13 protein-coding genes are annotated in these 12696 nt (G+C 51.9%); 6 read left to right on the top strand and 7 right to left on the bottom strand.

Annotation, left to right across the window (positions count from 1 at the left end; genetic code table 11):
* The first annotated feature begins 77 nt into the window (after window positions 1-77).
* From L881_RS14120 to L881_RS0107900, 3 genes are all read left to right on the top strand, one after another.
* Window positions 78-221 (top strand): DUF3761 domain-containing protein, encoded by a 144-nt coding sequence (locus L881_RS14120; RefSeq protein ID WP_156926535.1) that lies wholly within the window; start codon window positions 78-80, stop codon window positions 219-221.
* A gap of 454 nt (window positions 222-675) precedes the next feature.
* A complete protein-coding gene (locus L881_RS0107905) occupies window positions 676-1701 on the top strand; it encodes a glycosyltransferase family protein (protein ID WP_025733158.1) in 1026 nt (341 codons plus the stop codon).
* Between the two features lie 300 nt (window positions 1702-2001).
* Entirely contained in the window at window positions 2002-3180 is a 1179-nt protein-coding gene (locus tag L881_RS0107900) for a hypothetical protein (RefSeq protein ID WP_156926527.1), read from the top strand.
* Between the two features lie 10 nt (window positions 3181-3190).
* On the opposite strand, the gene L881_RS0107895 is transcribed toward L881_RS0107900, so the two are convergent.
* The 3 genes from L881_RS0107895 to L881_RS13775 form a co-directional block, all read right to left on the bottom strand.
* A complete protein-coding gene (locus tag L881_RS0107895; protein WP_025733155.1) occupies window positions 3191-3925 on the bottom strand; it encodes an FkbM family methyltransferase in 735 nt (244 codons plus the stop codon).
* A 216-nt stretch (window positions 3926-4141) separates the two neighbouring features.
* Window positions 4142-5332 carry an aminoglycoside phosphotransferase family protein gene (locus L881_RS0107890; RefSeq protein WP_025733154.1) on the bottom strand — a complete coding sequence of 397 codons (1191 nt, stop codon included), beginning with the start codon at window positions 5330-5332 and terminating at the stop codon, window positions 4142-4144.
* A gap of 15 nt (window positions 5333-5347) precedes the next feature.
* Window positions 5348-5515: a hypothetical protein gene (locus tag L881_RS13775; RefSeq protein ID WP_156926526.1), complete on the bottom strand. Its 168-nt coding sequence runs from the start codon at window positions 5513-5515 to the stop codon at window positions 5348-5350.
* Window positions 5516-6021: 506 nt separating this feature from the next.
* Here L881_RS13775 and L881_RS13990 point away from each other — a divergent pair.
* Together L881_RS13990 and L881_RS0107875 are read left to right on the top strand one after the other, a co-directional pair.
* Window positions 6022-6663 carry a hypothetical protein gene (locus L881_RS13990; protein ID WP_245587953.1) on the top strand — a complete coding sequence of 214 codons (642 nt, stop codon included), beginning with the start codon at window positions 6022-6024 and terminating at the stop codon, window positions 6661-6663.
* A 370-nt stretch (window positions 6664-7033) separates the two neighbouring features.
* Entirely contained in the window at window positions 7034-7612 is a 579-nt protein-coding gene (locus L881_RS0107875; RefSeq protein WP_025733152.1) for a histidine phosphatase family protein, read from the top strand.
* Between the two features lie 330 nt (window positions 7613-7942).
* Here L881_RS0107875 and L881_RS0107870 read toward each other — a convergent pair whose 3' ends face one another.
* Complete coding sequence (locus tag L881_RS0107870; RefSeq protein WP_025733151.1) at window positions 7943-8290, bottom strand: hypothetical protein; 348 nt, start codon at window positions 8288-8290, stop codon at window positions 7943-7945.
* A 455-nt stretch (window positions 8291-8745) separates the two neighbouring features.
* Between L881_RS0107870 and L881_RS13070 the strand changes: the two genes are divergently transcribed.
* Window positions 8746-9267: an IS481 family transposase gene (locus tag L881_RS13070; RefSeq protein WP_051464841.1), complete on the top strand. Its 522-nt coding sequence runs from the start codon at window positions 8746-8748 to the stop codon at window positions 9265-9267.
* Window positions 9268-9746: 479 nt separating this feature from the next.
* Here the strand turns inward: L881_RS13070 and L881_RS0107860 are convergent, their stop codons facing one another.
* The 3 genes from L881_RS0107860 to L881_RS0107850 all read right to left on the bottom strand — a co-directional run bounded on the left by L881_RS0107860 (window position 9747) and on the right by L881_RS0107850 (window position 12498).
* Window positions 9747-9965, bottom strand: coding sequence for a hypothetical protein (locus L881_RS0107860; RefSeq protein WP_025733150.1), 219 nt, complete (start codon window positions 9963-9965; stop codon window positions 9747-9749).
* A gap of 16 nt (window positions 9966-9981) precedes the next feature.
* Entirely contained in the window at window positions 9982-10989 is a 1008-nt protein-coding gene (locus L881_RS0107855; RefSeq protein ID WP_025733149.1) for an adenosine deaminase, read from the bottom strand.
* A 168-nt stretch (window positions 10990-11157) separates the two neighbouring features.
* Window positions 11158-12498 carry an aminotransferase class I/II-fold pyridoxal phosphate-dependent enzyme gene (locus tag L881_RS0107850; RefSeq protein ID WP_025733148.1) on the bottom strand — a complete coding sequence of 447 codons (1341 nt, stop codon included), beginning with the start codon at window positions 12496-12498 and terminating at the stop codon, window positions 11158-11160.
* Window positions 12499-12696: the final 198 nt, after the last annotated feature.

The following is a 12696-nucleotide window of genomic DNA, read 5'->3' as shown; positions in this document are numbered from 1 at the left end:
CTGGCAGGCGTGATGCTAATTTTATTTTAATATAAGGATAATAAATCTTGAAAATATTTTATTTGTTATTTTTTATAATGCTCCCCTCTTATGCTTTTAGATATATCACTACCGATCCAGATGATCCAAATATAAGGGCAGTGTGTAGAGATGGAACTTATTCCGTTTCAGTGGGGCGAGGTACTTGCTCACATCATGGTGGGGTTGATCATTATAAATGAAATGGTTGCTTGTAATAATGTGAGGAAGGAATAGATATAAACTCCCCCTGGTAAAGAGATACGGTAGAGTAGTAAAAGTTATACCAGAAAAATCATAGCAACCAAAAATTAATATGGACGTAGCCATAATTATATAATCGAATAAACGGCTAACCTCCAATGAGCTGAAGGACTTATTCATAGATAACGCCCGAAATTCATAAGCAGATCCGACACTTTTCTGATAAGAAGGCCATCATCAAGTCTAGCTCGCCTGTCTCCATGGGACCTCCGAGAAGTCGCTTGTTTAGGAAGGATGTGTTGACGTACTGTGGCTCCATCATTGATATTGCCAATAAAGCGCTGACGATGCCCTCAATTCATAGAGCGGTGATGTCAACTACTGAAGCGGCGGCCGAGAGCAATGACAAGCTGAGCGCATGAAATTTTCCCGCGCCACCATAAGAGAGCGCCAATGCCTACTTCTCGAATTTTGTCGCTGAGTGATGGTGCTCGCCCAACGGAAGCGCTGTATTTCGATCACACCATCCCTTGGCTTGAGCGTGAAGGAATTCAATGCGAGCGTATCGACGCCTTCGCGCGCTCCCCCCTGTTCACGTCAAAGTGGCGTAGCTCCCGATGGCAGGGGGCGCATATTCTGATTACACGCTCCCTTCCGCTGGTCTGGTTACGCTGGTTGCAGCGGCACCGTTCTCGGCTCGGCAGGATTTTCTATCTGGTGGATGACGACTTTGCGGCCGCCGCCGCTGATCCCGCCTTGCCTGCCAAATATCGCAAGCGCATGACGAAGCTGGCGCACCGTATCCAGCCTGGCATCCTGGAGCTTGCCGATGAGGTAGTGGTGGCATGTCATCATCTTCAGCAGCAGTTGGGGCGGCGCCATCGGAAGGTCTCTCTTTTAACGCCTTCGCTGATCCCTCCCTTGCCGACGCTGGAGCATCAATCTCATCATCAGGTGGAGATTGGCTTTCACGGCACCCGTGCGCATCTGCCTGATCTACAGGCGGTAACACCTGCCCTGGTGGATATCGTAAAGAGCCGTTCTGATATCACCCTTGAACTTATGCTGGGCGACTATACGCCGCCTGCCTTGCAAGCCCTGGAGGCCGTGAATACGCCCGCTCCCTTGCCCTGGCAGGCCTTTCTTGAGTATCAGCGTCAGCATCGCTTGCAGATTGGGATTGCGCCGCTATGGCCGACCGATTTCAACGCGGGGAAGTCCTGGATCAAGTTTCTGGATATCGCGGTGATGGGGGGCGTTGGCATCTATAGCAAGCGTGCGCCCTATACTGAGGTCGTCGAAGATGGCGTGGACGGCTTGCTGGTAGAGGATACGCCCGGCGCCTGGTATGAGGCGCTTCACTCCTTGGCATCATCCCCACAAACCCGACTAAAAATGGCGCAAGCGGCTGCGCGCAAGGCACTGACAGTGGGTGACCCGCAAATAGCCAGGCAGTTTTGGCTGGAGCGCTTGTGGTAGGCAGTGGTTAGCCTTCCGATCCTTCGAGGTCATTTCTGCCGGGAGGGGAGCAGCGGAGTCTGAGTACCAGCAGCTATGCAATATGACCTGCTGGTGCGGCCTGCGTTATCAGCATTTCATTCACCCTCTTAAAGTTGAGTCATGTGTCACGGTGTAGGTTGCGCATGGGCCATAGCCTATTAGCTTGTTAGTAGTGGTCTCTAAAGGAGATTCGTAATCGTAATTGGCAACTCTCGTCCCCTAATATATTGAGTGTTGCGCTCCTCATTGGTATTCGCCAGATATTGGACAGTAGATAGTATGCGTAGAATTTCAAAAAAGTGGTTAAGTCGGCTGGTGACGGTTCATGGGTTGGGCAAGGCACTGGATGCTCATTATAAAAAACTAGGGTTATTTACGCAGTACCCCGATCTGGATGCGCTCGATATCTATATCAAGAAGTGCTATCCCAAGGGCGATGATTTGCTGCCTGACTTCTCTTATCAGGCGGTGAGGGAAGAGCTGTTTACGGATGTTGAAGATGTCTGTATTGCGCGCATTCTTGGTAACGACTTGGTGCCGCGCCATAAGCTCGGCCAAACAGTGGGAAACACTCGCTATCTGCTAGAGTACGAGAAGCGTTTTGAGGGCTGTGAAAAGATCTGGATACTGAATCGCTTTGCCGACCGCACGGTTGCCAGCGAGCTGAAAGCGTTAATTGCGTCTTATGGGCAAGAGTATGTCGAGATTCCTTTTATTCCAGCTCAGTACCGAGAAATTGGTCTGGAAGAAGTCAGTAATGAACGACTTCGTCAGCATATGGGAAAGCCTGAAAAGTGCAAGATATCGGGCCAGGTACTGACGCTCGCAATTGGTTTGTTGCAGAGCAAAATTCGGTATGCGATACCCATCAATGAGGCGCGTAATGTCGCGTTGGAACAGGCGCAATTGAGGGGCCGGTGGGCGTTGCCCATGGATGGTAATTGTATGGTGACGCGCGAGGGATGGAACGAATTTAATCAGGCGGTACAGGCCACGCGTAAAGGCGTTTTCGCATTACCAATGGCGCGAGCCGATATGAATGAGGCTGTCGAGAAGCGCGCTCACGAATTTTCCTATTCGGAGGAGCCGCAGCTGGCGTTCAATCGCTACACCTGTCATCGCTTCGATGAGCGCTACTATTACAGCCGGCGCGATAAGGTCGAATTGATTTGGCGGCTTGGGGCGAGCGGTGTATGGGATAAGTACAAGGATGCCTTCTTCGACCCTTCACGCCGCCCGGCAGGCAAACTGAAATCGAGCTATGGCGGTCAAGCAGGGCGAGTGATCCGCCTAAGCAGCGGCACTGAAAATGGACAAATACCCCCGCACGAACGCCATGCAATGAGGCTCAGGGCCATTGTGGATTATATTGCCCATTTGGATGAAGCACTGGGCGTTGAAAAGCATAAGCGCTTGAATCTGGATGAATTTATAGAGCGGTTGCGGTCATTGTTCTAATACTATGACTCTACCTGTCTTCCACTGGATGCTCAGCCGCAAATGACTCACTCATATAAGCCACGTTGACCCGGCGTAGCAAGGGCGATTTGGTTGGCCATTCATGCTTCTGTTCATAGATGCGGTAAATCCGATATCCGTACCGGCGCAGGAACTCATCTATCTTATGAAGATGCGTTTGCTGGGTATTAGCGGGGTCAAGGCCAGCCTCGATATAGATCACATTGATCTGCTGGCGTTGCAGTAGCTTGCGCGCTCCTCGCAAGGCAGGGATTTCATGCCCTTCCACATCAATTTTCATGAGATCGACGTTTTGCTTGATATGGCGATTCGCAAAGCCATCCAGGCGAATACTCTCAATGGAAAAGAGTTCGCCATCGGAGCTGTTCGAGGCGCGTTCGCGGCCTGGGTGCGTCACCCGGGACTCAGTATTTTCTCCCGCGTTGACAACTCGCGTCATGGTACGATTTTTTTGCAGCGTTAGCGTCGTATTTTTATCACTCACGGCCCGATTATAGGTGTGCAGCTTTCCGGCTTTCAGCGCTGTTGCCAAACGCTCTTCAAGCTTCGCGAAGGAGTCAGGATTAGGCTCAATCAGATAAGCATCTCCCACCACGATAGCGGAGCGCATCAGGTCGTCATATACCAAGCCTATATAAGCGCCCACATCCAGGTAGCAGATAGCACGTCCCTTGAAAAAAGGCGCAATATCGCTGAGGAAATCGTCGATACGCGTATCCGGCATCAGGTGGCTCCTTTGGCTGGCATAGAAACAGCGAAAAAATTAAGCATAGATCAGGAAATGCGCTGTGTGAAATGCGCCACTGGTCGAAGCGTTACTTCGGTCAAACGGAAGAGTGGCTGGCGACAGCTTGAGAGGAGGGCTACGGGGCTGATAAGTGCGGCTTCTATTATGCAAAATCCCGAAGGTAGGAACGCCCAGCTTTCGAGGAAGTGATCTTCAGCTATCGGTCGTCGGTACGGTGGCCTTCTGTTTCCGCAGTTGATGGAAGTACGCGATCATCTCATCGTACTCGGGGGTGGTGACGAAGTGGCGTGTATACATGAGCTTTCGACAGAACAGCACAATAGTGAAGCCGAGCCGCATATCTCGTTCGTTAGGCAGGTGCTCAAGCGCCTCCCTGAAGGAGAGGCCCGAGAGAAAAAAGGCTTCGTCATAGCCGGTAGGACGCATACCCAAGTGATCCCAGTCAATCACCGTGATGGTTTCCGCCTGATGATCCAGAATGACGTTGGAGCTGTGCATGTCGCCGTGGGACAACACCCGAGGCAGGCGAGCCAGCTGCCATAGCATTGATGTCATCAGCCGGATGCGCCGAGGGCTACAGGAGCGCAGGGTATCATTCACAAAGTGAGTGATCAGCCGGTACAGGTTCTGTTTGACGGTTAACCGGAACAGGAAAGAGCGACGACCGATCAGGGGAGCAATGCCGTGTAGTGTGGTGAGTGTGGCGAGCACTTTCTGGCGCTCTTCTACAGAAAGGCGCAGCGGGGATTTGTAGTTATGCCCCTGGGCGTATTCGAAAAATATCACCTGCTCAGGCAGCGGTGTGCCATTGGGGGGCTGGGTGAGAAGCTGGGGCGCTGGCAAGCCATAAGGGGTAATGATATTGGCATGGTAGTCGGCAATGGCGGCCTTTTCGCCGCGCGCGAAGGCGACTTTTGCCCATATGATCTGACCCGAGGGGGTATCAAAAGCGGCGCCAATGAGCTGCCGTTTTCTCCGGTTACGATGGAAGAACGGGCAGAAGTGCGTCGCCTCAAACTGCTCGGCCAGTGTACCCAGTGGCGTAAAGACAGGGAGGCTCAGCCAGTGGAGGTCCAGCCACTCCTTGTCCCCCACAAAGCCGGGGCTTCCGGGCAATAGCTGACCTTCCGGCGTATGGATGGCTACCTGGTCGCCGGGTTGAATCGGGAGCTTGATGTGGTAGCCGAGTCTGTCAGTGGTGGCGCCAGACGCTCGCTGCGCATCCGGGCGCTTGACCCAGCAAAGGGCGGTAATGCGGGGTTGACCATTGACCGTGATGACCACGCGATCTGACGTGCTGCACCAGCCTCTCACACCATCAGTGCCTATTCTGTCGATAGCGCCGGTTGCGGTATTTTGACGATGTGGGCGGAATAATCCCATGAAAACTCTATTGGGTTATAAGTATTCGTCAACGGTGCGCTGCTCAGCACGGTTGCGCGGGGTAGCTGTCGCCCGATGCGTCTGGAGTTCGCTGGTACAGCGCGGCGTTCCGGCTGCAATGTGTTCCTGTGACGCGCTGGTGTCATCGCCTGCGATGCTCTTGCCAGCGGATGGGATGATCATGCCTTCCTGTTTTATAACTTACGTTTCAGGATAGATGTGATTGTCTTTATCTATCAAAGACTGCTTTTCGCATCAGACTACTACACTTGCACGGTGGGCGTGAATAATTATCCCGCTATGTTTTAGGTGCCGGTGTCATGCGGGGCCGCTTGTAGCTGGTCACTCTTTGCAGTGCTAGCCTCTGGCGCAACACGGCGTAAGGAGGCTGGTGCTTTGGTACGCGCTGATAGATAGAGCCTCTTGAATCTTCAGCTCTATGACATGTTTAGGGCGGCAGAAGCTGCGCAGCACCGGCGCGATCTGGGGCTGTTCCGAGCCTCTTCTTTTTCGTGCGATATGCCAGTTCGCTGAAAAGCGCGCTCCATCACCGTCCTGTCATCGACACGCGGTGTGTCGAACAACATTAGATGAGAGCGGATATTCGCTGGGATCTGGGCAGCGGGAGCGTCACCTTCTACAATTGGCGGGGCAATAGGGTGGGCATAGTGGCCTTGATGATGGCTCGCATGAAGGAGCTGAAGCCGACAATGCTCGACGCTGCAAAATACATATTGGGAAGAAGCTCGGGGCCGAGCGCGTCACGAAAGCGCTCGAAAAAAGGGGCAAGGTCATCCAGACGCCGAGGGCCGGGCGGGAAAATACCCACTCGATTTCTCTGGCAGGCATTCATGATGAGCCAGGTGGGTTATGGCTATATATTGAAGCGAAATGCTGAAAAAGAGCAGATAGTCCACTGGCTGTTGAAGATGGCCCATACCGGCCACAATGGGGAGTTGTCCGCCAAACTTCCATTAACGGGAGCAGGGCTAGGTATGTCAATTACACCAAGTAATCTGGAACATGCCATTATTGCGGCGGCTATCCAAATAGCGCTATTTCAGATTCCTTTCGTGAAGCGCATCACGTTATGGGGCACTGGAGGCATTGCCGTCGCCGTCTTCCTGGGAAGGGAAATTGCCCAAAATGAATATTGGTGGGCAGCCCGCTATATGGGGTGGAGCTACGGGCAACCGCTCAATGTGCCCTGGTATGCAGGCATTCTTTCACCCCATTGGCACCTTGATTCAATCATGGATGTGATATGCCCTGTGATTGCCTGTGTGCTGGTGGCGATTCTGTATCGCTATATCGGGGGGCGCAGGCGTTAGCGGCTGTCTGAAAACTGCCAGCGCTAAGAGCCTGTTTAACATCTGCTGCGCACCGGCTCTACTGCGTTAAAAACAGGCTCGGACTGCTTATTTACCCCACGTAAACTTTGCTTCCATGCCTGTTTTTCTTTGCCTAACTACCGTCCGTTGCTTTGTCAGTAGGCACCTATGTGACGGCTATGACCGTGCTTTTTTCCGGTTTTGTTGGCCCTTCGTGGCTGCCTTCGATATTGCTCTCAGAATGTGTCAGGGAGGTATTGAGAGTTTCATGGCGTGTTACGTTACTATGCCTATGAACCTATAAAAGATAGGCTCAGTTACACCTTCATGTTGTAAGGTCTGACTTCGATAAAAACGACGGGAGAGCAAAGTGTCATCATCTACAGAGTTGTGGCTGGTGCGCCACGGACAAACGGAGTGGAGCAAGTCGGGCCAGCATACCGGGCGTACTGATTTACCTCTGCTGGAAGAGGGTGTCGAGCAGGCAAAAACGCTTGAGCCTGCATTGAGCGGCATCGCCTTCGATCAGGTGCTGTCGAGTCCGCTGAGGCGTGCCAAACATACCTGCGAACTGGCAGGTGTCGCTGAGCAAATGCGTATCGAACCGCAGCTGCTGGAGTGGGATTACGGCATCTATGAGGGGCGTACCACTAGCGATATTCGCAAGGAAATACCCGGCTGGGACGTATTCAGATCGCCTATTCCTGAAGGTGAGTCCTGCGAGGATGTACAGAAGCGGGTAGCGGCGTTTGTAGAAGAGCTGCATCAGCAGGGGGGGCGTATTGCGCTATTTGCCCATGCCCACATACTGCGCTGTATCGCAGGCTACTGGACGACTGGTGATATTCGCTTCGGCGCTCATTTAGCGCTTTCCCCAGCGTCGCTCAGCGTACTGAGCTATCACCGTGAAGATCGCGTCATCAAGAAATGGAACGTGACGCACCACTGAGCCAACTCGCGTTCACGTTTATTATGTGAGTGATGTGCAGTGAAAAAGGGCCGTTGATAGCCCGTTAATGCCAAAGGCTCCGATCCGAAAAGGTCGGGCCTTTGGTTATTATATTTGGTGCTTTCTGGAGTAAAAAATAAAAGTGAGGTTGGTTGGGGCGTCTTTTATTAGCTGAACAGGACGCTCATATTTATCGAAACGCCCTTTATATCGGTCAGCGAGAAAAATATAACCTGTTATAATTGAGGAAAAAAGGTCAAATCAAAGACTTGAGACTTATTATTGCCGAACAAAAACTTGCCATCATTATGATTTCTATCAAAAAAAATATTACCACTCCCACAAACATATATTTTTTTCTTTTAAAAGAGTTTTGAGAAACTCCATATACCAACCTAAAGGTTTCGGACCTTTTGCGTTATAGAAGGGTGACACAGACTCTGGCACAGGGTTATCTATAATACAGCTAACAAATTTTTTGTTATTGATAAACATCGCCAATATAACCATTATCATGAAAAAAATCATGAAGAAAGTCACTATTTTATTAACATGCATTATCACAACAGATAAAGATATTGCCATTAAAACGGATGTTGATAAAAAATTGTTCAAGAAAGGAAGCAATTCTTCTGAAAAATTCTTATATTTAAAATGGTCCGATAACTTCATTTTCATTAAAGCTCCTGATTATTCTATACGCTGAATTATTGCCATCAGCAGTGTCAAACTTCTATTTTAAACACACCTACCCTTTTAACTCAATACGATAATTTCCAGAAATATATACAAAATAATAATATTTTTATTATATTTTGCATGAATAATGACTAAGTATGATTTCCAGGTGGGTTGTTCACTCGAATCCAGACCTGAAAGACCGAGGGTGTCGAATCCACAACCCTCAGGGCAAGGATGCCCGAATGGACATCTGGCAGCGTATAGTCGAGCCTTGCTGGTAAAATGCGTTGTCGAAGAAGGTCTACCGGCCGATTGAGGTAGTCAAGGCACAGGGGGGAGTTTACAAATGGCTGCGTTGATTCAGGAAAGAAGCTCGCGATGGTCTGGCAAATCGTAGTTCCAGGCCCTATAGCTGCCCTTATGAATACGGCCAGACGGTGCAGCAGGAAGTGATGCGGCGGCATCATGAGAGACAAACGTATCGTCAGATTTCCATAGCGTTGAAAGTGGGTAAAAGCACCGTCGCTTGTATCCTTGCACAGGCAGGTCTCAACCGGCTTGCCAACCTGGAGCCGGCTCGCCTAATCAATCGCTACGAGCACGAAGCGCCGGGTGACATGTTACACCTCGATATCAAGAAGCTGGAGCGGTTCGAGCGGCCAGGGCATCGAGTGACCGGTAACCGGACGGAAAATTCTCGTGGCGCTGGCTGGGAATATGTCCATGTGGCGATCCATGATTACTCGTGCGTTGCCCATGCCACGGTACAGGAGAATGAGACAGGCATGAGCGCCTGTAAAGCCCTGCTACAATCGCTGTTGCACTACACGCGACTGGGGGGACGTATCAGAACGCTGTTGACCGACAATGGAGCGTGTTACCGCTCCCGTGAATTTGCACTCTTATGCCGCAAACTGGGGCTGAAGCACACGTCGGAATCAGCTACCAACCTCCAGTCCAACGATTGGGGCTAATCGTGAACAACGTGCTGGGGTTACACAACTAGCAGGCCCCATTACTGGTTTAAAGGATCCTGATAGGTGCATTCATTCTTGTGGCTATTCACTTGGATCCCTGTCCGGAAGTTGTGGACTCGACACATTTAAGCTTTAAGACTTGGGCCAAGGTGAATAAGTGGCCTGGAAGTTACAGGGAGCAAGAAAAACGTATCGAGATCAATGGTTGCTAGCAGGATCGAACTGTATTTGAGGCTAATTCTGAATTATTTGGGCATCACCCGTTATTGTGATTTTAGCCCTTCCTGATACCTTCACTGAAGTTCCTTGGCTAGTCATGGTGGTTTCACCTGTTATAAAAGTACTGCCTATGGCACCAGTGCTCCCACCGGTGACTAGGATAGGCGCCTCTATCTCCATGCCATCCACTAATATTTGTCCTTTTTGGTGATCAAGTTTTATACCGCTGATAGCATTCAAGTAAGCATGGCTTAGCTCTATTTTTTTCCCGTTGCTGCGGACGCTTGGATCGCCCCTTTCATTTTTGAAAAAAGATCATTCACCTTATCCAATGACATAGGTGTTTCTAACAGATCTATGGGCTCTTTAACCTCTGGACGGTCTACCAAAACTTTTACTAGCAGGGCTTTTATCGTATCTGCACTCAGGTTTCCTAGTGCCCCTGTTAATACTCCTAATAGTGTTGCTGTTACCATTTTCGACCTCTCCTTGTTATGAGCACCTTGCCAGATAACGATCAAGCTGGGCGCTCATTTCCCGCTTACGGATGTCGCTGGCGAAACTTGCATCAATCGCATTACGGGTGAGCTGTGCCCAAATCTCTTTATTCCACCCAAACGCTTGCTGCACCGCTTCGAAGTTATCGTTCATATAGCCGCCGAAGTAGGCGGGATCATCGGAGTTGAGCGTGACCTTGAGGCCGGATTCAAGCATTTGCGGAATGGTGCTCTCTTGCAGGGTGCCGAACACCTTCAGATAGATGTTGGAGAGAGGGCAAACGGTCAGAGGAATCTGTTCGCGGGCGAGGCGTTCGGTTAATGGCAAAGAAGTGATGCACTGCACGCCATGGTCGATGCGTTCTACCTTCAATTCGTCGAGGGCTTCGCTGATGTAGTCATGCGGCCCCTCTTCACCGGCATGGGCGACCAGACGCAGGCCAAGGGCTCTGGCCTGTTCGAACACGCGACGGAATTTGGCTGGCGGGTTGCCCATTTCCGCTGAATCCAGCCCGATGCCGATGAATTGTTCGCGGTAGGGCAGGGCGGCTTGCAGTGTTTCCAGCGCTGATTCTTCGCTCATATCCCGCAGGAAACTCAGGATAATGGCGCTGGTAATGCCGTAACGCTGTTGGGCCTCTTGGCAGGCGCGCGAGATACCTGCTAGCTGAGTGCCAATCTCAACGCCGCGAGCCAGATGCGCCTGTGGGTCAAAGAATATTTCAGCGTGAATCAGCTGCTCAGCGGCAACACGGGAAAAGTAATCCCATGTCAGGTCGTAGAAATCCTGCTCGCTCAGCAGCACCTGCATATTCTGATAGTAAAGATCGAGAAACGATTGCAGGTTCTTGAAATCGTAGGCGGCCTTCAGCTCGTCGATACTGGTATATGGCAACGTTACTCCGTTGCGCTCGGCCAGGGAGAAAATCAGCTCTGGCTGCATGGTGCCTTCAATATGAAGGTGCAGCTCGATTTTCGGGAGGCTATGAAGAAAGGTATTCATGAATAGCAAGGAGTCCGTTCCGAAGGGAGTATGAGAGGGGCAGCAGCGTAGCTTTCCCCTACCTGCTCATGGTAAGCGATGCGCAATAGGCATACACCCACCTCATACTCCAATCGCATTGCCGAGTAGCCTCGGCAGGTACTCCTCAGTTGCTCGCGGCGGTTAACGCTAGGCCAATTGCGCCCACTCCTGCTGCAAGACGCTCAGTGTCGCGTCGATCTGCGCTTCGCTATGTTCGCTATTGATAAAAAAGCGTAGGCGCGCACTGCGTTCCGGCACGGCGGGGTAGAGGATCGGCTGCACATTGATGTCGCGCCGCAACAATGCCTCGGAGAGTTTGACGGCGATAATGGAGCTGCCGGTAATAATGGGGATGACCGCGACACCTATACTTTTGCCGACATTGAAGCCTGCGTTGATCGCTTGTTCCCGGAAATAGCGGGAGTTGTGCTGAAGCCGCTCGATACGCTGTGGTTCGCGCGCCATGATACGCAGGGAAGCCAGCGAGGCCGCGGCATTTTGTGGGGGCAGGCCGACGCTGTAAAGGAAACCGGGTGCCAGGTAGCGCAGATTTTCGACCAGCGCATGGCACCCTGCGATATAGCCGCCACACCCCGACAGCGTTTTACTTAGCGTGCCCATCCAGATATCAACATCGCGGGAGGCGACCTCGCAATGCTCGCGAATGCCCTTGCCGCTGCTGCCCAAAGTGCCGAAAGAGTGGGCCTCATCGACCATCAGCCAGGCGTGGTAATGCTGTTTGATCGCCACGAAACGCGCCAGGTCAGGAATGTCACCATCCATGCTGTACAGCCCTTCGATCACCACCAGCACGCGCTCGAACTGTTCACGATGGCGTGAGAGCAGCTTCTCCAGCGCTCCTGCATCGTTATGCGGAAAGCTCATGCGCCGAGCGCCAGAAAGCTGCGCACCGATCAGCAGGCTGTTGTGTGCGTACTCGTCGTGAAGAACCAGATCCCTGGGGCCGAGCAGATGGCCAATGGTTGATACGTTGGTGGCGTGGCCGCTGACGAAGACTACGGCGTCTTCAACATCATAAGCCGCTGCCAGCTCACGCTCGAAAGCTTCATGGATAGGGCGCTCGCCCGACACGGCGCGGCTTGCCGACACGGAGGTGCCGTAGCGCTGCATCGCTTCGGTAGCGGCCTCCAGCACTTCGGGATGGTGGGACAGGTTCAGATAGTTATAGCTGGCGAAGTTAATGCACGTACGCCCGCCGATTACCGTGGTGGCGCCAGCAATCCCTTCATGGAGCTTGAAGAAGGGGTTATCAATGCCTCGGCGCTCGCCTGTGGCGCGCATCATCTTGACCTGCTGATAGCCCGGCTGAAGATCGAAACGGGTGAACTTCTCGGAGATACGCGGCTCGGCACTGTTTGCCAGACCAGCGCCCCGCTCGCCATCAGGCGATTGGCGGCGCTGCTTGGCTTGCTCAATAATGCGTTGCTTGAGGGACTTCTTGAGCTTGTCGGTACCGCTGTTGCTCATGTCTGGGTGCTTTCCGTCAGTGCCGACACGGGTGATGAGGTATTCAAAACGGTCGGTAAGTGGCTCGTATGGCTCGGTAAACGGCACCCCTCCCGATGTTTTTCAGGTCTGAATGCCGCCTATGCCCACGCTCAGACAGCGTTTAGTGCAGCTGTATAGTAGAGAAACGTGATGCTACGCTATTTTCCGCTACAACTG

The sequence above is a fragment of the Carnimonas nigrificans ATCC BAA-78 genome (assembly GCF_000526695.1).
Taxonomy (GTDB): Bacteria; Pseudomonadota; Gammaproteobacteria; order Pseudomonadales; family Halomonadaceae; genus Carnimonas; species Carnimonas nigrificans.
Note: the sequence above shows the minus strand (reverse complement) of the source record. Positions and strands in the feature narration are given on the sequence as shown.